The 21139-nt window shown below is 66.0% G+C and carries 20 protein-coding genes; 9 read left to right on the plus strand and 11 right to left on the minus strand.

What is annotated here, in order from left to right; translation table 11 throughout:
* Positions 1–8: 8 nt before the first annotated feature.
* Complete coding sequence (locus tag HNO51_RS18890) at positions 9–1205, minus strand: acyl-CoA dehydrogenase family protein (protein WP_209538078.1); 1197 nt, start codon at positions 1203–1205, stop codon at positions 9–11.
* Positions 1202–2095, minus strand: coding sequence for an enoyl-CoA hydratase/isomerase family protein (locus tag HNO51_RS18895; protein ID WP_209538079.1), 894 nt, complete (start codon positions 2093–2095; stop codon positions 1202–1204). Before HNO51_RS18895 ends, HNO51_RS18890 begins: the two co-directional genes overlap by 4 nt.
* Positions 2096–2344: 249 nt before the next feature.
* On the opposite strand from HNO51_RS18895, the gene HNO51_RS18900 reads away from it, so the two are divergent.
* The 6 genes from HNO51_RS18900 (at position 2345) to HNO51_RS18925 (ending at position 8324) form a co-directional block, all read left to right on the plus strand.
* Entirely contained in the window at positions 2345–3997 is a 1653-nt protein-coding gene (locus tag HNO51_RS18900) for an AMP-binding protein (protein WP_209538080.1), read from the plus strand.
* Positions 3998–4053: 56 nt separating this feature from the next.
* Positions 4054–4821, plus strand: a complete 768-nt coding sequence (locus HNO51_RS18905; RefSeq protein WP_209538081.1) for an SDR family NAD(P)-dependent oxidoreductase — start codon at positions 4054–4056, stop codon at positions 4819–4821.
* 95 nt (positions 4822–4916) lie between these two features.
* A complete protein-coding gene (locus HNO51_RS18910) occupies positions 4917–5714 on the plus strand; it encodes an enoyl-CoA hydratase-related protein (RefSeq protein WP_209538082.1) in 798 nt (265 codons plus the stop codon).
* A 73-nt stretch (positions 5715–5787) separates the two neighbouring features.
* Positions 5788–6927, plus strand: coding sequence for a cyclohexanecarboxyl-CoA dehydrogenase (gene aliB, locus HNO51_RS18915; protein WP_209538083.1), 1140 nt, complete (start codon positions 5788–5790; stop codon positions 6925–6927).
* Positions 6928–6995: 68 nt separating this feature from the next.
* Complete coding sequence (locus HNO51_RS18920; protein ID WP_242597153.1) at positions 6996–7478, plus strand: MarR family winged helix-turn-helix transcriptional regulator; 483 nt, start codon at positions 6996–6998, stop codon at positions 7476–7478.
* Positions 7479–7610: 132 nt separating this feature from the next.
* The gene (locus tag HNO51_RS18925) at positions 7611–8324 is read left to right on the plus strand and encodes an SDR family NAD(P)-dependent oxidoreductase (RefSeq protein ID WP_209538085.1); all 714 of its coding nucleotides are present in this window, start codon (positions 7611–7613) and stop codon (positions 8322–8324) included.
* Positions 8325–8330: 6 nt separating this feature from the next.
* Here the strand turns inward: HNO51_RS18925 and HNO51_RS18930 are convergent, their stop codons facing one another.
* The 5 genes from HNO51_RS18930 to pobA form a co-directional block, all read right to left on the minus strand.
* Positions 8331–9554, minus strand: coding sequence for a CaiB/BaiF CoA transferase family protein (locus tag HNO51_RS18930; protein WP_197448704.1), 1224 nt, complete (start codon positions 9552–9554; stop codon positions 8331–8333).
* A gap of 42 nt (positions 9555–9596) precedes the next feature.
* Positions 9597–11102, minus strand: coding sequence for a tripartite tricarboxylate transporter permease (locus HNO51_RS18935; RefSeq protein WP_197448705.1), 1506 nt, complete (start codon positions 11100–11102; stop codon positions 9597–9599).
* A 33-nt stretch (positions 11103–11135) separates the two neighbouring features.
* The gene (locus tag HNO51_RS18940) at positions 11136–11636 is read right to left on the minus strand and encodes a tripartite tricarboxylate transporter TctB family protein (protein ID WP_197448706.1); all 501 of its coding nucleotides are present in this window, start codon (positions 11634–11636) and stop codon (positions 11136–11138) included.
* A gap of 74 nt (positions 11637–11710) precedes the next feature.
* Complete coding sequence (locus HNO51_RS18945) at positions 11711–12643, minus strand: Bug family tripartite tricarboxylate transporter substrate binding protein (RefSeq protein WP_242597154.1); 933 nt, start codon at positions 12641–12643, stop codon at positions 11711–11713.
* A 246-nt stretch (positions 12644–12889) separates the two neighbouring features.
* Entirely contained in the window at positions 12890–14074 is a 1185-nt protein-coding gene (gene pobA / locus HNO51_RS18950) for a 4-hydroxybenzoate 3-monooxygenase (RefSeq protein WP_209538087.1), read from the minus strand.
* A gap of 149 nt (positions 14075–14223) precedes the next feature.
* On the opposite strand from pobA, the gene HNO51_RS18955 reads away from it, so the two are divergent.
* Positions 14224–15141, plus strand: a complete 918-nt coding sequence (locus HNO51_RS18955) for a helix-turn-helix domain-containing protein (RefSeq protein WP_209538088.1) — start codon at positions 14224–14226, stop codon at positions 15139–15141.
* A 49-nt stretch (positions 15142–15190) separates the two neighbouring features.
* On the opposite strand, the gene HNO51_RS18960 is transcribed toward HNO51_RS18955, so the two are convergent.
* The 4 genes from HNO51_RS18960 to HNO51_RS18975 form a co-directional block, all read right to left on the minus strand.
* Positions 15191–16480, minus strand: coding sequence for a TRAP transporter large permease (locus tag HNO51_RS18960; RefSeq protein WP_197448710.1), 1290 nt, complete (start codon positions 16478–16480; stop codon positions 15191–15193).
* The gene (locus tag HNO51_RS18965) at positions 16470–16997 is read right to left on the minus strand and encodes a TRAP transporter small permease subunit (RefSeq protein ID WP_197448711.1); all 528 of its coding nucleotides are present in this window, start codon (positions 16995–16997) and stop codon (positions 16470–16472) included. The genes HNO51_RS18960 and HNO51_RS18965 overlap by 11 nt, the downstream gene beginning before the upstream one ends.
* 3 nt (positions 16998–17000) lie before the next feature.
* Positions 17001–18029 (minus strand): TRAP transporter substrate-binding protein, encoded by a 1029-nt coding sequence (locus tag HNO51_RS18970; RefSeq protein ID WP_197448712.1) that lies wholly within the window; start codon positions 18027–18029, stop codon positions 17001–17003.
* A gap of 209 nt (positions 18030–18238) precedes the next feature.
* Positions 18239–18910: a GntR family transcriptional regulator gene (locus HNO51_RS18975; RefSeq protein ID WP_197448713.1), complete on the minus strand. Its 672-nt coding sequence runs from the start codon at positions 18908–18910 to the stop codon at positions 18239–18241.
* Between the two features lie 179 nt (positions 18911–19089).
* On the opposite strand from HNO51_RS18975, the gene HNO51_RS18980 reads away from it, so the two are divergent.
* Together HNO51_RS18980 and HNO51_RS18985 are read left to right on the plus strand one after the other, a co-directional pair.
* Entirely contained in the window at positions 19090–20157 is a 1068-nt protein-coding gene (locus HNO51_RS18980; RefSeq protein ID WP_242597155.1) for an aromatic ring-hydroxylating dioxygenase subunit alpha, read from the plus strand.
* The gene (locus HNO51_RS18985; RefSeq protein ID WP_209538090.1) at positions 20154–21125 is read left to right on the plus strand and encodes a PDR/VanB family oxidoreductase; all 972 of its coding nucleotides are present in this window, start codon (positions 20154–20156) and stop codon (positions 21123–21125) included. The genes HNO51_RS18980 and HNO51_RS18985 overlap by 4 nt, the downstream gene beginning before the upstream one ends.
* The last annotated feature ends 14 nt before the right edge of the window (positions 21126–21139 follow it).

Consider the following 21139-nt stretch of genomic DNA (forward strand, 5'->3'; position numbering starts at 1 on the left):
GCGGCCTCCTATAAGCCCAGTTGGGCCTTCGCCAGGATGTTCTTCTGGATCTCGTTGGAGCCGCCGTAGATCGATAGCTTGCGCAGGTTCAGGTACTGGGCGGCCGGAGTCACGCTGTAGTCGGCGTGCAGTGGCTCGCCCTCATGCTCGAGCACCATCTCGTCGGCCAGGAACGGCAGGGCGTGGGGCCCCAGCACCCGTCGGGCCAGATCGCTGATCGCCTGGCGTATCTCGGAGCCGGTGATCTTGAGGATCGAGCTCTCCGTCCCCGGCGTCCCGCCGGCCTGGGCGCGGGCAAGGATACGCAGGGTGCTCATCTCCACCGCCATCAGTCGCATCTCCACTTCGGCGATGCGTTGGCGCAGCAAGGGATCTTCCAGCGCCGGGCGGCCGTCGATCACCTCGTGGCGGGCGATGGCCTTGAGATGGGCCAGCGCCGCCTTGGAGATGCCGACCCCGGCCTGCCCGGTGCGCTCGTGGGTCAACAGGTACTTGGCGCAGGTCCAGCCGTCGTTCTCCTCGCCTACCCGGTTCTCCAACGGCACCCGCACGTCGTCGAAGAACACCTCGTTGACCTCGTGGGCACCGTCCAGGGTGATGATCGGTCGCACCGAGATCCCCGGGGAGTCCATGTCGATGAGCAGAAAGGAGATGCCCGCCTGTGGCTTGGCCTCGGGATCGGTGCGCACCAGGCAGAAGATGCGGTTGGCGTACTGGCCCAGGGTGGTCCAGGTCTTCTGGCCGTTGACGACGTAGTGGTTGCCGTCACGCACCGCGCGGGTCTTCACCGAGGCCAGATCGGAGCCGGCGCCCGGCTCGGAGTAGCCCTGGCACCACCAGTCGCTGCCGTCGAGGATGCGCGGAAGGTAGTGGGCCTGCTGCTCGGGCGTGCCGAACCTGATGATCACCGGCGCCACCATGTTGACGCCGAAGGAGATCAGCCGCGGCGCCCCCGCCGCCGCACACTCCTCCTCGAAGAGATGCTTCTCCACCACGCCCCAACCGGTGCCGCCGTGCTCCAGCGGCCAGTTGGCGGCGTACCAGCCGCGGCGGTGGAGGATCGCCTGCCAGCGCTGATGGTCCTGCTTGGTGAGCTTCTTGCCCAGCCGTACCTTGGCGGCAATGTCGGCAGGCAGCTCGGCCTTCAGGAAAGCCCTGACCTCCTCGCGGAAGGCCAGCTCCTGCTCGGTGAAGTGGATGTTCATGCGGTGATCCCTCTTGTGGCGTCTCTGGCGCCTGCCGCGAACGAGCGGCTGTCGCGGCCGCGCGCCAGGAAGGCCTCGACCTTGGCCTGACGCTGGGGCGAGGCCAGGCACTCCAGGAAGAGTTCGCGCTCGCGGGCAAGCGCCGCGGTGAAGGGGCGGCTCACGGCCGCCTCCAGGGCCTCGACGGCCTTGAGGGGGGCCAGGTCGCCCGAGGCCGGCAGCGCTACCCCCTTGCGCTGAGCAGCCAGCCACGCGAGCGGCGCCTCGCTAGCAGCGACGAGTTCACGCTCCCGCGTCGGCCGCACGCCCCGACGGGCCAGCTCCGCGCCCATGGCGACCCGCACCTCCTCCGAGGCATGGCCTCGCTCGATGATCCCATCCACCAGTCCCCGTTCCCGGGCCTGGCCGGCACCGACGGGCTCGCCGGAGAGAATCATCACGAGTGCGGACTCCAGGCCGATGAGCCGCGGCAGGCGCTGGGTGCCACCGGCGCCGGGAATCAACCCCAGCTTGACCTCGGGCAGGCCGAAGCGCGCCTCCGGGGCGGCGAGGCGGTAATGGCAGGCCATGGCCAACTCCAGCCCGCCGCCCAGGGAGACGCCGTGGAGCCAGGCCACCACGGGCTTGGGCGAGCTCTCGATGGCATCGATCACCTCGGGCAGCAGCGGTGCCCGGGACACCTTGCCGAACTCCTTGATGTCGGCGCCGGCGGAGAAGCAGCGACCCCCGGATTGCAGCAGGATCCACGTCACCCGCGGGTCGTCGAGCGCCTTGGCCAGGGCCTTCAGTAGGCCCGACCGAACGGACTGGCCCAGGGCGTTCACCGGCGGACTGAACAGGGTAATCAGGCCGCAGCGACCGTTGCGGGTCAGAGTGACGGGGTGACTCATGGCGGGCTCCTCCCGTGTCGTCGTGCTCGGCCAACCGGTGACTGCAGGCAGGCCTCATGTCAACTGGATGTCATAATTCCCGGCCGAATTCGGCCCTCTCTGGGATCGAGTCTAGACACGCTTCGGAAAAAAGACAATGTGTTGACATAAATTATATCGTAGCCTAGCTTTCAACCCAGGCACACGAAGATGCCGGCACCACGGCAACATACGAGCCATGACAAAGAACAAACATGTTCAGGAGCTTATATGACAATCCAGACCAACCTGACGCCCGAGCGCAGAGTCGCCATGGTCGAGCTGGGGGCATGGAACGACAAGATCATTACAGATTATCTCGATGAGGCGGTGGCCTCGGCCGGGCAGCGGACCGCCATCGTCACCTACCGGATGGCCGACGGCAGCCGTACCGAACTGAGCTACAAGGAACTGAACGACAAGGTCACCCGCATCGCGGCAGGGCTGGCGGGGCTCGGCGTGGCAAAGGGCGACATCGTCTCCTGCCAGCTGCCCAACTGGTGGCAGATGACCACCCTGCACTTGGCCTGCGTGCGCATCGGCGCCGTGCTCAACCCGCTGATGCCGATCTTCCGCGAGCACGAGCTGGCGTACATGCTCGGCATGGCCGAGAGCAAGGTGCTGGTGGTGCCCCAGACCTTCCGCAAGTTCGATCACGCCGCCATGGCCCATGAACTCAAGGGCACACTGCCCAAGCTGGACCATTTGCTGGTGATCGACGGCCAGGGCGAGGAAAGCTTCGAGCGGCGACTGCTGGAGCGCGCCTGGGAAACGGAGATCGACACCGAAACCCTGTTCCGCGAACGCCGCCCGTCGGGCGACGACGTCGTCCAGGTGCTCTACACCTCGGGCACCACCGGCAAGCCGAAGGGCGTGATGCACACCTCCAATACCCTGTTCAGTAATATCCGGCCCTTCGCCGAGCGCCTGGACCTGGGCGAGACGGACACCGTCTTCATGCCCTCCCCGCTGGCTCATCAGCTGGGCTTTCTCTACGGCCTGATGCTGCCGGTCTATCTCAAGACCGCGGTGGTCCTGCAGGATACCTGGCTGCCCGAGGCGTCGACCGGCATCCTGCGCGCCGAGCAACCCCGGCTGATGCTCGGTTCCACGCCCTTCCTGGCCGATATCGCCGACCAGGCCAGCACCCACGGCCCCGACCTGCAGTCGCTCAAGCTCTTCCTGTGCGCCGGCGCACCGATTCCGAGCCCGCTGGTGGAGAAGGCAGCCAGGAACCTGCCGACCCGCATCCTCTCGGCCTGGGGCATGACCGAGAACGGCGCGGTGACCACCACCCTGCCCGAGGACGCCCCCTCGCGGGCCGTTCATACCGATGGCGTTCCGTTGCCTTACGTCGAGCTCAAGGTCACCGACATGGAGGGCAACCCCCTGCCCGCCGGCGAGGAGGGCCCCCTCCACATGCGCGGCGCCAGCCTGTTCGTCGGCTACTTCAAGCAGCCCGAACTCTACGGCGTGGACGACGCGGGCTGGTTCCCCACCGGCGACCTGGCGCGCCTCGACGCGCAGGGCTACGTGCGCATCACCGGCCGCTCCAAGGACGTGGTGATCCGCGGCGGCGAGAACATTCCCATCGTCGATATCGAGAACACTCTCTACCAGCACCCCAAGGTCCAGGCCCTGGCCCTGGTCGGCAAGCCCGACGAGCGCCTCGGCGAACGGCTGTGTGCCTACGTCACCCTCAAGGAGGGCGAGACGTCGCTGACCCTCGAGGAGGCCTGCGCCTTCCTCTCCGAGCGCAAGGTGACCCGCCAGTACCACCCCGAGTTCCTGGTAGTGCTCGACGAACTGCCGCGCACCCCCTCCGGCAAGATCCAGAAGTTCAAGCTGCGTGAGCAAGCCAGGCAGGAGTCCCTGGACCGCTGAGGCAGCCCTCGGCACGCGACGCGAACTCATCACACCCAGCAGATTGGAGACCGACCATGAAAGGATTGAAGGACAAAACCGTTATCGTGACCGGCGGCGGTGGCGGCATCGGCAAGGCCGTGTGCGCACGCTTCGCCGAGCATGGCGCCAAGGTGGCGGTGCTCGACCGCGACGAGGCGGCGGCCCGGGCTACCGTCGACGTGATCACGGAGGCCGGCGGTGAGGCACGCGCCTATGGCGCCGATATCACCGACTACGCGGCCATCGTCACCACCGTGGCGCGCATCGAGCAGGATTTCGGCACCCCCACCGTGCTGGTCAATAACGCTGGCTTCGACCGCTTCATGCCGTTCCTCAAGACCGAACCGGCGCTGTGGGAGTCGCTGATCGCGGTCAACCTCACCGGTGCACTCAACATGCACCACGTGGTGCTGCCCAAGATGATCGAAGCCGGCGGCGGCAAGGTGATCAACATCGCCTCCGACGCCGCCCGGGTCGGCTCCTCCGGCGAGGCCGTCTACGCCGCCTGCAAGGCCGGCCTGCTGGGACTGAGCAAGACACTGGCCCGCGAACTCGCCACCAAGGGCATCACCCTCAACGTGGTCTGCCCCGGCCCTACCGACACCGCGCTGCTGCAGGGCTTCGCCGAGACCTCCCGCGATCCCGACAAGCTGCTCGAGGCGTTCCGCAATGCCGTACCCATGCGCCGCATCGGCCAGCCCGAGGACTATCCCGGCATCATCACCCTGCTCGCCAGCGACGAAGCCAGTTTCATCACCGGTCAAGTAATCAGTGTTTCCGGCGGCCTGACCATGGCCGGCTAGCAAATGCTGGTTCACGGCGGCGCTCGCGACATGACGCAGCCGCTTCCCACGTCTTGACGAACGCTTTACCTACCTCGAATTCCAGGAGCTCAGCGATGAACCATTCAGCGACCAGCTATGAAGACATCCTCTACGACGTCACCGACGGGGTGGCCACCATCACCATCAACCGCCCGGAGCGCTACAACGCCTTTCGCGGCCAGACCTGCATGGAGCTGCTCGACGCCTTCAACCGCGCCGGCTGGGACAAGTCGATCGGCGTGATCGTGCTGACGGGCGCCGGCGACAAGGCGTTCTGCACCGGCGGCGACCAGGGCGCCCACGAGGGTCAATACGACGGTCGCGGCATCATCGGCCTGCCGGTGGAAGAGCTGCAGACCCTGATCCGCCAGGTGCCCAAGCCGGTCATCGCCCGGGTCAACGGTTTCGCCATCGGCGGCGGCCACGTGCTGCACGTGGTGTGCGACCTCTCCATCGCCTCCGAGACCGCCATCTTCGGCCAGGTGGGCCCCAAGGTGGGCTCCGTGGACCCGGGCTTCGGCACCGCCTACCTCAGCCGCGTGATCGGCGAGAAGCGCGCCCGCGAGATCTGGTACCTGTGCCGCAAGTACAGCGCCGCCCAGGCGCTGGAGTGGGGCCTGGTCAACGCCGTGGTGCCGCCCGAGCAGCTCGACGAGGAGGTGCGCCAGTGGTGCGACGAGATCCTCGAGAAGAGCCCCACGGCGCTCTCCATCGCCAAGCGTTCGTTCAATGCCGACAGCGAGAACATCGCCGGCATCGGCGCATTGGGCATGCAGGCGCTGAGCCTCTACTACGAGACCGAGGAGTCGAAGGAGGGGGTCTCCGCCTTCAAGGAGAAGCGCAAGCCTCAGTTCCGCAAATACTACCAGTGACGCCACTGTGGCCACGGGGGACCGTCGCTCCTGTGGAGCGACGGTCCCCCGGCGAGGATGGAGAACGCATGTCATGAACTTTGCCTTTACCGAACAACAGGATGCCATCCGCGAGAGTGTGGCACGGCTGGCCGCCGAGGTGCTGGCACCGCGCTACCGTGCCCGCGAGCAGGAGGCACGCATCGAGCGCGAGATCGTCGAGATGCTCGGCGAGGTGGGCTGCTTGGGCGGCGAGCTACCCGAGGAATACGGCGGCAGCGGCCTGGATTGCGTGACCAGCGGCATCATCGTCGAGGAAATAGCCCGCGGCGATTTCAATGTCGGCTACCTGCCGCTGCTGGCCTCGCTCAACGGTCAGATCATCGCCCGCTACGCCCGCCCCGAGCTGGCGCGGGAGTGGCTCTCCGGCATCACCTCCGGCAAGAAGATCTGCTGCATCGCCCTGACCGAGCCCCACGGCGGATCCGACGCCGCCAACCTCAAGCTCAAGGCCAACCGCGACGGCGAGCGCTTCCTGCTCAACGGCGAGAAGACATCGATCTCCATGGCCGACCAGGCCGACGTGGCGGTGGTGTTCGCTCGCACCGGCACCCAGGAGCAGCGCGCCTCCGGCATCAGCGCCTTCCTGGTGCCGATGGACTTGCCCGGCATCTCCACCAGTCGTTTCGAGGATTCCGGGCAGCGCGCCATTGGCCGCGGCTCGATTTTCTTCGACAATGTCGCGGTACCGGCCGATCACATGCTCGGCGACGAGGGCCAGGGCTTCAAGCAGGTGATGCAGGGCTTCGACTACAGCCGCGCACTGATCGGCCTGCAGTGCCTGGCGGTGGCGCAGCAGTCGCTGGACGAAACTTGGCAGTGGCTCACCGAACGCGAGGCCTTTGGCCACAAGCTTTCCGCCTTCCAGGGCCTGACCCATCCGCTGGCGGAGTACCAGACCTACGTTCAGGCCGCCCGCCTGCAGTGCTACTACGCACTGTGGCTGAAGGACAACGAACTGCCCCACACCAGCGAGGCGGCGATGAACAAGTGGTGGGGGCCGAAGCTTGCCTTCGACGTGATCAAGCAGTGCATGCTGGCCCACGGCCACACCGGCTGGGGCGAGGACATGCCGTTTTCTCAGCGCATGCGCGACGTGCTGGGGCTGCAGATCGGCGACGGTACCGCGCAGATCATGAAAAACATCATCGCCCGCCAGGCGGTGCCCAGATGACCCACCTCATCGCGACCGGATGCCCTGATTCCCGCCTGGCGGCGCTGCTCGACAAAGGAGTGCCATCGATGGCGATTCAGGACGACAAGAGCGTGGCCAACCGGCTGTTCTTCCGTCTCTTCCAGGCCAGCAACATCCTGCAGAAGCAGACGGTAAGCGCCGTGGGGCTGACCACGGTGCAGTGGGCCGTGCTGGGGGCGCTCTCCCGTCGCGGCTATGAACAAGGCATCGCCTTTAATGATCTGATCGAGTACCTGATCGTCAGCCGCCAGAACCTCGACGGCGTGCTCAAGCGGCTGGAGCGGGAGGGTCACGTTAAGCGGACTCCCCACCCCGACGACGGTCGCGCCCGCCTGATCCTGCTCACCGAGCAGGGTCGCGCCTACTGGGAGAGCCTGCAGCCGAAGATTCACGAGTTCTACGCCCAAGGGCTTTCCCACCTCACCTTCGACGAGACGGTGAGCCTGCTGCACTACCTCAACAAGTTTCAGAAAGACCTGCAGGCCATCGCCATGCAGGAGACACCCACCGCCGAGCGCGAAGAGAGCTGAGTTGCCGAAGATCCAAACCATCCCCGGCCCAGACCAAGGTCGGGTTGCGGCGCGAGGTCGGGAAGGCAAACATGTTAGCGAACGCAAGTACGCCATGCGTACACACGCCATCCGCCCGAACAAGGTCCCGACATGAGTGAACCCTGCGCAATCGTCACCGGCGGCGCTCGCAACATTGGTCAAGCGATCGCGCTGCGCCTGCAACAGGACGGCTATCGCACCATCGTGCTGGATATCGTCGAGCCCGAGGCCGAATCGCTGAGGGCCGATGCCCGCCTGGTCGACCTCGCCGAGGTGGAAGCCACCCAGGCGGCGCTCGCGGAGATCGTCGAGAGCCACAGCGTGGATTGCCTGGTCAATAACGTGGGAATCGTCGCACCCGCGCTGCTCGACGAGACGCGAGTGGAGGACTTCGACCGCCTGATGCACCTCAATGTGCGCTCGGCCCTGGTCTGCACCCAGGCACTGCTGCCGGGTATGCGCGAACGGCGCCACGGCCGTATCGTCATCAACGCCAGCCGCGTGGTGCTGGGCAAGGAGGCGCGCAGCCTCTACAGCGCGACCAAGGGCGCGTTGCAGTCCATGGCCCGCACTTGGGCGCTGGAGCTGGCCGGCGACGGCATCACCGTCAACTGCGTCGCCCCCGGCCCCATCGCCACCAGCGCCTTCTGGGAGAACAACCCGCCGGACTCCGAACGCGCGCGGCGCATCATCGACAACATCCCGGCGCGGCGCATGGGCCAGCCCGAGGACGTGGCCCAGGCGGTGAGCTTCTTCTGCGACGCGCGCAGCGGCTTCGTTACCGGCCAGACCCTGTTCGTCTGCGGTGGCGTCAGCGTCGGCTGATGCGCGCTAAATAGCGCCGCGCCGGCGCAGCGCCTCGATCTCCTCCGGCGCCTTGCCGAGCAGCCGCGCCAGCACGGCGTCGGTGTCCTCGCCCAGCGCCGGCGGTGCCTTGCAATACTCGATCGGGGTGCGCGAATACTTGATCGGGTTGGCCACACCGGGCACCGGTCCGTGGCGCGACTCGAGCTCGATCTTCATCTCGCGCGCCTTGACCTGGGGGTCGTCGAAGACCTGGGCGATGTTCTGGATCGGTCCGCAGGGCACCGCGATCTCGCGCAGCAGTGCCATCCACTCGGTGCTGCTTCGGGTGCGGGTAATCTCGACCATGATCGGCACCAGCTCGAGGCGATGCCGGACCCGCTCGGGATTGGTCGCGAAGCGCGGATCCTCGGCCAGTTCGGGCCGCCCCACCGCCCGGCAGAAACGCTGGAACTGGCCGTCGTTGCCGATGGCGATGATCACCTTCTCGCCGTCGGCGGTGGGAAACGGCTGGTAGGGCACCAGGTTGGGGTGGTATTCGCCGGTGCGGGTAGGCGGCGTACCGCTGCAGAAGTAGTTCTGCGCCTGGTTGGCCAGCCAGCTCACCTGCACGTCGAGCAGGGCCATGTCGATGTACTGCCCTTCGCCGGTCAGGTGACGATGATGCAGCGCGCCGAGAATGGCAATGGTGGCGTTCATGCCGGTGGTCAGGTCCGCTACTGCCATGCCGACACGCTGAGGTCCCGCGCCGGGCTCGCCGTCAGCGGCTCCGGTGATGCTCATCAGGCCGCCCTGGGCCTGGATCAGGTAGTCGTAGCCGGCCATGGCGGCCATCGGCCCGGTCTGGCCGAAGCCGGTGATGGAACAGTAGATCAGCCCCGGGTTGATAGCCTCGAGGGTGACGTAGTCCAGGCCCTTGCGCGCCAGCCCGCCGCTCTTGAAGTTCTCGACCAGGATATCACTCTCGGCAGCCAGCTCGCGGATCAGCGCCTGGCCCTCGGGCTTGCCCATGTCGACGGTGACGGAGTGCTTGCCGCGGTTGGCCGAGAGGTAATAGGCCGACTCGCGGGTTGCGTTTCCCTCATGATCCGCGAGCCAGGGCGGCCCCCAGTGGCGCGTGTCGTCGCCGCTCGTCGGGCGCTCGATCTTGATCACCTCCGCACCCATGTCGGCGAGCATCTGGGTGCACCAGGGCCCGGCCATGACCCGGCTCAGGTCGAGCACACGCAGGCCTGTCAGTGGTCCCGCCATGTCAACGCCTCCCCGGGCTTGCGTTCCGTTCGTGGCCGGTGCTCATGGCGTCTCCTGTGTCGAAGCGGTGCGGGCGGACTGGCGGCGCGCCACGAAATAGCGATAGAGCGCCAGCACGATCGAGCCCAGCGTCAAGGCGATGAAGAACCAGGTGATCGGACCGCGCGCGAAGATCGCCAGGTCGTTGCCGCCGATCAGCAGTGAGCGGCGCAAGTTGTCCTCGAACATCGGCCCCAGGATGAAGCCGATCAGAAACGGGGCAGCGGGGATCGCCGCGCGGTTGAAGACATAGCCGAGCACACCGAAGCCCAGCATCAGCCACACGTCGAAGGTATCGTTGTTGACCGCGTAGGCGCCGTAGACGCAGAACATCAACACGATGGGGAAGAGGATCTCCTTGGGAATGTCGGCGATCAGCGAGAAATACTTGATCGCGCCGTTGCCCACCACCAGCAGCACCAGCGAACTGAACATGATGCCCATGAACAGGGCGTAGATCAGCGGCAGATTCTCCTGGAACAGGATCGGTCCCGGCGTCAGGCCGTGCACCATGAAGGCACCGAGGATGATCGCGGTGATCACGTCGCCGGGAATGCCCAGTGACAGCAGCGGAATCATGGTCGCACCCGCCACGCCGTTGTTGCCCGCCTCCGAGGCGGCTACGCCTTCCACTTCGCCTTTGCCGAAGTTGTCGCCCCGCGGCGAGCGGCGCCGGGCGTCGCTGTAGGAGATGAAGGCCGCGGCGGTCGCACCAGTACCGGGGATGGCACCGATGATCACGCCGATCAGGCTGCCGCGGATGATGCTCTTCATGCAGCGCTTGAGTTCGGCCAGTGAGAGGCCGGCCCCGCTGGCCTTGGCCTTGATGTGCGGCAGCGCCTTCTTGCGGTAGAACTCGATGATCTCGGGGATGGCGAACAGCCCGATCAGCAGCGGAATGAACGAGATCGAGTCCATCAGGTTGTAGTTGCCGAAGGTGAGCCGCTGGGAGCCGTAGACCTCGTCCAGCCCCACCAGCGAGAGCAGGATGCCCATCAGCGCCGCCAGCAGCCCCTTGATCATCGAGCCGCTGGCCAGTGAGATGATGATGGTCAACGAGAAGCAGATCAGCCAGAAGAACTCCGGGGCGCCGAAGTTCAGGGCGATCTTGGCCAGGTAGGCGGCGAAGAAGATCAACGCGATATTGGAGATGAAATCGGCGATCACCGACGAGTAGAGGGCTGTCTTCAGCGCCTTCTTGGCGTGCCCCTGCTGGGCCATGGGGTAGCCGTCGAGAAGGGTGCAGGCCGAGGCGGGCGAGCCCGGCGTACGGATCAGGATGGCGGTGATCGAGCCGCCGTACATGCCGCCCTTGTAGATGCCGACCAGCAGCAGAATGGCCGCCACCGGCTGCATGGAGAAGGTGAACGGCAGGGCCAGTGCCACCGCCATGGTGGCAGTCAGGCCGGGGATGGAGCCTACCACCACGCCGATGACGACGCCCAGCGCGATGGCCAGGAAATTCTCCGGATGGAGGAAGAGCTGCAGGACTTCCGAAACGATTTCCATACGTCACCTAGTAGCAGGTTGTGCGATCTGCCATCAGAAAGGCATCACCGGTAGCGGCACGTTCATGACCTTGACGAAAAGAAAGGTGACGACGACGGGAAAGACAATGGCCAACCCATAGACCCACCAGGTGCGCACCGGATGGGCGACGAACAGGATCAGGGTGGCCAGGATACCGCTGATCACCGCACCCAGCGCCTCGAACAGGGCCACGTAGACCACCAGCGCCACGACCATCAGGGCAAAGCGGCGTCGCGGCCCCTTCTCGATGCGGCGACCGTCCTCCTTGCCAGTGCTATCGACCATCAATCCCTGCACGATCAGCAGAAGAGAGAAGCCGAGCAGCAGCCCGCCCACGATGCGCGGCAGCCAGCGCGGCGACATCATGGGGTTCTGCAGGATGGGCGGCTCATTGATGTAGTTGGGCACCAGATAGAACAGCAGTATCACGGAAGCAATCAGCAGCACGCTCCCTGCCAGGACGTCGCCTGGATCGCGGATCGGCCCACCGCGCTTGTAAACGGGTGTCGACATAACCACCTCGCTGGAGAAACAGGTGAGGCGAGGACAAAGCCCTCGCCTCGACGATCGCTGGGTCGTTTCCAGTGTTACTGGCTGATGCCGGCCTGCTCGGCCACGTCCTGCCAGCGCTCCACCTCTTGGGCGATGAACTGCTTGAACTCCTCGCCGGCCACCTGGCCCGGCTCGGCGCCCAGCTGATCGGCGAAGTTGACGAACTCCTCGCGCTGCATCACGGCGCCGAGCGCTTCATGCATGGCATCCTGCGCTTCCTCGGGGAACGACTCGTGGGCGATCAGGCCGAACCAGGCGGTGGTGACGAACTGGTCGAGGTTGTAATCGCCCACTTCGCGCAGGGTCGGCACGTCGGGCAGATGTTCGGAGCGCTCGGCGGAGGTGACGGCCAGGGCCTTCAGGTCGCCGGACTGGATGTGCGAGAGCACGGTCGGCATGTTTTCGAACGACACGTCGACATCGCCGCCCAGCAGGGCCGGCAGGGCCGCGCCGCTGCCGGCGAACGGCACCGCCGTCATGTTGGTCTCGGTCAGGGTCTTGAACAGCTCGCCGGACATATGGATGGAGCTGCCCACGCCGCTGTGGCTGAAGGTCATGTTCTGCTCCTTGGCCGCCTCGACGAACTCGGCCACGCTGTCGTAAGGGCTGTCGGCCGGCACAACCATGACATTGGGAATGTCGATCAGGTTCTGCAGGAAGACGAAGTCCTCGACCGGATCGTAGGCCAGGTCCGGGTAGATCGCCGCGCCGATGGTGTGGCCTGGGGAGGCCATCAGGATCGTGTGGTCGACATCGCGGCCACCCCGCGCCAGGCGCCCGGTGGCCACGGTGGAACCCGCGCCGGGGCGATTCTCGACCACTACGTTGGCATCCAGCTCCTCTTGCAGCAGGTCGGCGACGCGGCGCGAGAGAACGTCGGTGGTACCACCCGGCGCATAGGGAACGACCAGACGCACGTCGTCGGTCGGCCACTCATTGGCATGGACCGCCGAGACGGATACTGCCATTGCCAGACCACTACCGCATGCCGCCAGGCACGCCTTTTTCAGGAAGTCTCTCATTACGCCACCTTCGTTGTCGTCAACCGGATTGTTCGCTAAGCGTACATGTATTCGCGATGACAACGAGAGTACTTTGTTAGCCCACCCCCCCAAACCCGACCTTAGTCTTACCTTGCCCCCTCCTCGCCCAAGAAAAACCCGGGCCAGCCATCAGCGCCCGGGTCAAGGAGGGGATCAGGAAGGAAGACGCCGCTACTCCAGCGACTCGTAGGGCAGCCCGACGTAGTTCTCGGCGATGGTCGTGAGGCCTGCTTCCGACGAGGTGAGGTAGTCGAGTTCGGCCTCGCGCATGCGGGTCTCGAAATCCGCCTCGTCGGAGAACTTGTGCAGCAGCGAGGTCATCCACCAGGAGAAGCGCTCGGCCTTCCAGATCCGCTTGAGGCAGGTCTGCGAGTAGCGGGGAATCAGGTCGGTGCGGCCCTCTTGGTAAACCTTGACCATCAGCCGGTAGAGCGTATTGACGTCGCTGGCCGCCAGGTTGAGTCCCTTGGCGCCGGTGGGCGGCACGATATGGGCGGCGTCACCCACCAGGAACAGCTTGCCGTACTGCATCGGCTCGACCACGAAGCTGCGCAGCGGGGCGATGCTCTTCTCCAGCGAAGGCCCGGTAACCAGCTTGGCCGCCACGTCCTCGGGCAGGCGGCGCTTGAGCTCCTCCCAGAAGCGCTCATCGGACCAGTCTTCGACCTTCTCGTCGAGCGGCACCTGCACGTAGTAGCGGCTGCGCGTGGGCGAGCGCATGCTGCACAGGGCGAAGCCGCGCTCGTGGCGGGCGTAGATCAGCTCGTCGGCGACCGGCGGGGTATCGGCGAGCAGGCCCAGCCAGCCGAACGGATAGACCTTCTCGAATGCCTTGATGCGGTCCGCCGGGATCGACTGGCGCGACACGCCGTGGAAGCCGTCGCAGCCGGCCACGTAGTCGCAGTCGAGGCGCACGGTCTCGCCGTCCTTCTCGAAGGTGACGTAGGGAGTATCGGTTTCGAGGGCATGGGGCCGGACGTTGTCGGCCTCGTAGATCGTCGTGCCGCCGATCGCCTCGCGGGCTTCCATCAGGTCGCGGGTGACCTCGGTCTGGCCATAGACCATCACCGTCTTGCCGCTGGTCAATCCGGCCAGATCGACCCGCACGCGGCGGTTGTCCAGGGCCAGCTCGACGCCGTCGTGCACCTCGCCCTCCTCCTCCATGCGCTTGGCGACACCCGCCTCGCGCAGCAGGTCGACCATGCCCTGCTCCAGCACGCCGGCGCGGATACGGCTGAGCACGTAGTCGCCGCTCTTGCGTTCGAGAATCACGTTGTCGATGCCGTGGCGGCTCAGCAGCTGGCCCAGCAGCAGCCCCGAGGGGCCGGCACCGATGATGGCGACTTGGGTCTTCATGAGCAATGCCTCATTGTCTCGTCCGGGGTGACATGAGTTGCATTTTTCAATGAAAAGATTCGGATTTTAAGGCAAGATTCTTTTCATCATTTGGACTTTTCGAGCCAAAACGATCGACTTTAGTCGTATCCGGCGAGCAGGAGACGTACATGTCCCAGCCAACGAAGACACCCGTTCCGATCTTCAAGCTCTACGGCGAGACCCGCCACTGGCCGACGCCGGACCTGCTCCACTGCGAGTCGATCCCCGAGCGCAGCCGGCTGCACGACTGGCATATCCGCCCTCATCGGCATGCCGACCTGGTGCATGTGCTGCACGTTGCCCACGGCCAGGTCGAACTCGAGCTGGAGGGCATTCGCCATGCGCTTCGAGGGCCATTGGTCATCGTGGTGCCGGCGCTGGCCATTCATGGCTTTCGCTTTTCGCAGGACATCGAAGGGCATATCGTCACCCTGGCGCAGCCGCTGGCCGAGCGGCTGGGGCAGCGGCTCGGGGAGCAGGCCAAGGTGCTGCGCCATGCCGACTATCACCCTCTGGCGCGCTCGCCCCAGGCCCGGCGCCTGGCCACCCTGGTCGAACAGATCGATGCCGAGTATCGCCAGCCCGCGCCGGGGCGCGACCGTATGCTGGGCGCGCTGGTCGAGGCCCTGGCGGTGGCGCTGGCGCGACTGGCCGAACCCCACGGACCGTCCGCGACCCCCACGGGGGTGCGCCAGCGCGACCGTGGACACGAGCACCTGGCGAGCTTCCAGGCGCTGATCGAGGCGCAGTACCGCCAGCAGCCGAGCATCGAGCGGTTTGCCGAACAGCTCGGCATGAGCAGCGCGCACCTCAACGCCCTGTGCCGCCGCCTGGCCGATCGCAGTGCGCTGCAGCTGCTTCACGAACGCCTGCTGCTCGAAGCCAAGCGTCAGCTCACCTACACCAACATGACCATCAGCCAGGTTGCCGATAGCCTGGGCTTCTCCGAACCGGCCTATTTCACCCGTTTCTTCAAGCGCAATACAGGCTTCTCGCCGCGTGACTTCCGGCTGCGCCAGCACGCAAGCGAAGCCTCGAAAACGTGACGCCCCCGGCTCGGGCATGCCGAGCCGGGGGCGTCACGCGTCGCCGCGCTCAGATCAGGAACAGCGTCGTGAGCACGGGGAACGCCACCAGCAGCGCCAGGCGGATGAAATCCGAGACGATGAAGGGCGCCACGCCGCGGAAGATCTCGCCCAGCCCCACGTGGGGGGCCATTGCCTTGATCACGAAGACGTTCATCCCCACCGGCGGAGTGATCAGCCCCAGCTCCACGGTCAGCACCGTGATGATGCCGAACCATACCGGGTCGATGCCCAGGGACTGGATGATCGGGTACACCACCGGCACGGTGATCACCAGCATGGCGATGGAATCCATGAACATCCCCAGCACGAAGTAGAGCAGCAGGATGCACAGCACCACCACCATCGGGGTCAGGTCCGCGCCGTAGAGAAAGTCGCTGATCGAGAACGAGATCCGCGACACCGAGATGAAGTAGCCCAGGGTCTCGGCCCCCACCAGCATGAAGAACACCACCGCGGAGAGCGCCAGGGTCTCCTGCACGCTGTGCCACAGCCCGCTCCAGCGCATGCCCTTGGCCAGGGCGTAGAGCAGCGTGGCGAAGGCGCCCACGCTGGCCCCTTCGGTGGGGGTGAAGGCGCCGAAGTAGATGCCCAGGATCATCACCAGGAACACGGCGAAGAAGGGCACCAGCCCGCCCATCGAGAGCAGCTTCTCCTTCCACGGTGTCGGCTCGCCGGCCACCGCCAGCGAGGGGCGCAGGCGCATCACCACGCTGACCGTCAGCGCGTACATCACCAGCCCCATCAGCCCCGGCACCAGCCCGGCCATGAACATGTCGCCCACCGACTGCTCGGTGAGGATGGCGTAGATCAGCAGCGCGATGGAGGGCGGAATCATGATGCCGAGCGTGCCGCCGGCGGCCAGGGCGCCGGTGGCGAGGCCGCGGTGGTAGCCGTAGCGCTCCATCTCCGGCAGCGCGACCCGGGTCATGGTGCTGGCCGTGGCCAGCGACGAGCCGGAGATCGCCGAGAAGATGCCGCACGAGCCCACCGCGGCGATCGCCAGGCCGCCCTTCCAGCCGCCGCAGATCACGCGGGTCGAGTGGAACAGCTTGCCGGCCATGCCGGAGTGCGCCGCCAGCACGCCCATCAGGATGAACATCGGCACGGCGCTGAAGCTGTAGTTGGAGAGGACTTCCACCGGCACCGTCTTGAGCTGGGCAATCGCCGCTCCCCAGCTGATCACCTGGGCGAAGCCCACCACCCCGACCGCCAGCATGGTCAGCGCCACCGGCACGCGCAGCACCATCAGCACCAGCAGCATGCAAAGCCCAATGGCTCCGATCATCTCACTCCCCATGGGAGACCTCCTGTTCGGCGCCGAACATCGCGCCGAGCAGCGCGTGAATCAGGCTGCGCAGCCCCAGCAGCAGGCTGAGTGCCGCGGCCGCCCAGTAGATGGGCCCCATCGGCAGGCGCAGATCCTGGGTGACCTCGCCATGGCGGGTCGCCGCCGCGGCCGAGTCGAGCAGGCCGAGAAACAGCACCAGGCCGAGGGCGGCGAAGCCCAGCAGGTAGACACCGTGCAGGCGCGCCTTGATGGCAGGCGAGAGGCCATGAGAAAAGGCCTCCACCACCACCTGACTCTTCTCCACGCTGGCCGCCATGGCCGCCAGCAGCGCACAGAGCATCAGATAGCTCACCAGTTCCACGCTGCCGGAGACGCGCAGGGCAATGGCGCCCTCGGTGAGACGGTAGAGATAGCGCGTGCCGACGTCGGCGATGGTCACCGTCAGCAGGGCCAGCAGGGCCACACCGGCGACGACACGACAGACGAGGGCCAGCCAGTGGCTGGCCCGTTCGAGGAGCGCCTGCATGGCTTACCCCTGGTCGCCCGCGCAGGACTCGCTGGCGGCGAGCGCCGCCTCGTAGACCTCTCGGGCCGGCAGGCCGCGCTCCTCGACCTGGGCCAGGTAGCTCTCGATACCCTGCTGCAGCGGCGCCTGCCAGTCCGGGTTCTCCAGCGGGTTCTCGATCTCGCGGATGGTGTGGCCGGCGTCCCTGGCCTCCTGCTTGCCCTCGACGTCGAGCCGGTCGAAGACGGCACCGGCGTTCTCGGCCCACTTCATGCCGGAGTTGGCGTCGATCACCGCCTGCTGTTCGGGGCTCAGGCCGTCATAGGTGCGCTGACTCATGGTGGCGACGAAGATCAGCGTGTAGAACGGCACCTCGGTGTGGTACTCGACCAGCTCGTTGATGCGGAAGCCCTTGAGGCCTTCCCACGGGAAGCTCAGGCCGTCGACCACGCCGCGCTGCATGGCGGTATAGATCTCCGGCGCCGGCATGCCCACCGGGTTGGCACCCATGGCCTCGAGCATCTCGCCGGCCACAGCGGTGGGCCGGCGAATGCGCAACCCCTCGAGGTCGGACGGCACCTGCACGTCGGTGTCGATGGTGTGGATCCCACCCGGCCCGGTGGTGAACATGAACAGCGGCCGCGTGTCGCCATACTCCTCGTCGAGGTGGCCTTCGTCGTAGAGCGTCTGCAGCACGCAGGCGCCCTGGGTCGCGTTGGTCGCCACCCCCGGCAGCTCGACGATCTGCGACAGCGGGAAGCGCCCGGCGGTATAGCCCTGGGCCGTGGCCCCGATGTCGGCGATGCCGTTGCCTACCGCCTCGTAGATGGCGTCGGGCTTGGCCAGGGTACCGGAGGGGAACATCTCGACGCGCAGCTCGCCGCCGGACTCCTCCTCGATGGTCTTGGCCCAGGCCTCGAAGATCTCCTGGTTGATGCCCGAAGCGCCCGGCCAGAAGTGGGCCATGCGCAGGGTGGTCGCGGCTTGGGCCGAGGCAACGGTGAGGCTGGCAATGGATGCCGCCAGCAGACAGCGCGTCAGGATACGGTTCATGGGGTGCCTCCGGGTATCGTTATAATGATCAGCGCATTTGTTCGGCATCCGAATATACGTTCGGATTTAGGGATAAGCTACCCCACCAATACGCATTCCGATAATCGACATTAGTCTAGGGTGCTTGGATTTTTCACTTATCCAACTAGTTGATTCAAAGCATAAGGTTTGCTTCAACAAGGATTATTCCCAGCCTCTTCTTGGACTTTTCACGCACCCAACAACTCCCCGTAGCGCAGTCCAATGAAGGCGTGCTCGCGCATCAGCATCTCGGCTCGGGCACCCTCGCCGTGGCGCAGTGCCTGGACCACCAGCTCATGCTGGGTCTGGGCCAGCTGCAGCTTGCGGTATTCGCGATCGAGCGCCTCGCTGTCGATGACGATGGAGTCGGCGGCCGCGAAAGGGAGATGATTATTGCGGGCAATGGCGTCGCCGATCACCGGGCTGCCGGACGAACCGACGATGGTTTGGTGAAAGTGGCGGTTGAGTTCGCTCCAGACGTCGACGTCGCGCTCCTCGAGGTAGCCCTTGGCCAGCAGCTCCCGCCCTCGTTGGATCCAAACCAGCAGCTCGGCCTCCAGCGCGCCGGACAAGCCCTGTTCGGCCACGCGCCGCGCCGCCAGCCCCTCGAGCACCCCTCGCACTTCCACCGCACAGAGCACGTCGGCCTCGGTGAACTCCCGCACCATGAAGCCGCGCTTGCCGGCCCGCTGCAGCAACCCCTCCTGCTCCAGGGTGCGGAAAGCCAGGCGCACCGGCGTCCGTGAGACGCCCAGTTGCTCCGATACGGCCACCTCGCCGAGACGCTCACCCGGCCCGTAGGCGCCCTCGCCGATCAGCTTGCGCAGCCGGCTCACCACGCTCTTGTCGGTGTTGCTCACAGGTGCTCCCCGTTATCTCTGCGATTTTCGCCACGAAACAAATGGATCCAACTAAAGCATAAGTTGACCAATTGCATGCCTCAGGTCTCTACTTTGGATCCAAACATAACATTTTCGACCCAAGAGGGTAAGGCGGTTCCATGTCGAGTGCAGGAACCCGAGACCCCGAGGAGAGCACCGTGACACTCCAAGCCCCCTTCCCCAAGAATACCTGGTACGTCGCCTGCACCCCGGACGAGATCGAGGAGAAGCCGCTGGGGCGCACCATCTGCAACGAGCCGATCGTTTTCTTCCGCGGCGATGAGGGCCGCGTGGCCGCGGTGGAGGACTTCTGCCCCCACCGTGGCGCCCCGCTGTCGCTGGGCTTCGTGCGCGACGGCAAGCTGGTGTGCGGCTACCACGGCCTCGAGATGGGCTGCGACGGCAAGTGCGCCAGCATGCCGGGCCAGCGCGTGCGTGGCTTCCCGAGCATCCGCGCCTACCCGGTGGAGGAGCGCCACGGCTTCGTGTGGCTCTGGCCGGGCGATCCGGAGAAGGCCGACCCGAGCCTGATCCCCGAGCTGCTCTGGGCCAATAGTCCCGACTGGGCCTATGGCGGCGGGCTCTACCACGTCCGCTGCGAATATCGCCTGATGATCGACAATCTCATGGACCTGACCCATGAGACCTACGTGCACGCCTCCAGCATCGGCCAGCCGGAGATCGAGGAGGCAGCGCCCGAGACCTCCGTCAACGGCGAAGAAGTCATCACCAGCCGCCACATGGAGAACATACCGGCGCCGCCGTTCTGGCAAGCCGCCCTGCGCGGCTGCGGCCTGGCCGATGACGTGCCGGTGGATCGCTGGCAGATCTGCCGCTTCACCCCGCCAAGCCACGTGCACATCGACGTGGGCGTGGCCCATGCCGGCCACGGCGGCTATGACGCCCCGGCGGAGGTCAAGGCCTCGAGCATCGTGGTCGATTTCATCACTCCCGAGACCGACACCTCGATCTGGTACTTCTGGGGCATGGCACGCAACTTCAAACCCGAGGACAGCGAGCTCACCGCCAAGATCCGCGAGGGCCAGGGCAAGATTTTCGCCGAGGACCTGGAGATGCTCGAGGCGCAGCAGCGCAACCTGCTGCGCTATCCCGAGCGCCAGCTGCTCAAGCTCAACATCGACGGCGGCGGCGTGCAGGCCAGGCGCATCATCGATCGCATTCTCACTGAGGAGCGCGAAGACAGCCAAGCGGGAGCGACAGTATGAGCAGCAGCGTTCCCCTTTCGCTGATCGTCGAGGTCAAGGCGCGTCACGACGAAGCCCGGGATATCGTCACCTTCGAGCTGGCCGACCCCCACGGTCGGCCGCTGCCCGCGTTCAGCGCGGGGGCGCATATCGACGTGCGGGTGAAAGAGGGAATCATCCGCCAGTATTCGCTGTGCAATCACCCGGAGGAGAGCGACCGCTACCTGATCGGCGTGCTGCGTGACCCCACTTCCCGGGGCGGCTCGATAGCCATGCACGAGGAGATCCAGGTGGGCGATCTGGTCCAGATCAGTGCGCCCAAGAACCACTTCGCGCTCAAACCGGCCGGGCGCACCCTGCTGCTGGCCGGCGGCATCGGCATCACCCCCCTGCTGTGCATGGCCGAGCGCCTGGCTCATACCCAGGCCGAGTTCGAGCTGCACTACTGCACCCGTTCGCCCGAGCGCACCGCCTTTCGCCAGCGTATCGCCGCCTCCGGCTTCGCCGAACGCGTCCACTTCCACTTCGATGATGGCGAGCCGGACCAGCGGCTGGATCTCGAGGCGCTGGTCGCCACCCCGGATCCCGACGCCCGGGTCTATGTCTGCGGCCCAACTGGTTTCATCGAGGCGGTGCTGACGGCCTGCAAGGCGGCAGGCTGGCCCAGCGAGCGGCTGCACACCGAGTACTTCGCCGGCGCCGTGGCCGACACCGCCGACGACGACAGCTTCGAGGTCAGGATCGCCAGTAGCGGCGCCAGCTTCGCCGTGCCCGCCGACAAGACGGTGCATCAGGTGCTGGCCGAGAACGGCATCGAGATCATGGTCTCCTGCGAACAGGGGGTCTGCGGCACCTGCCTGACCCGGGTGCTGGAGGGTGAACCCGACCACCGCGACCTCTACCTGGACGACGACGAGCACGCCGCCAACGATCAGTTCACCCCCTGCTGCTCGCGGGCCAAGAGCCAGGTGCTGGTGCTGGACCTGTAAGCGTTTCAACAACA

The sequence above is a fragment of the Billgrantia sulfidoxydans genome (assembly GCF_017868775.1).
GTDB classification, from domain to species: Bacteria; Pseudomonadota; Gammaproteobacteria; order Pseudomonadales; family Halomonadaceae; genus Halomonas; species Halomonas sulfidoxydans.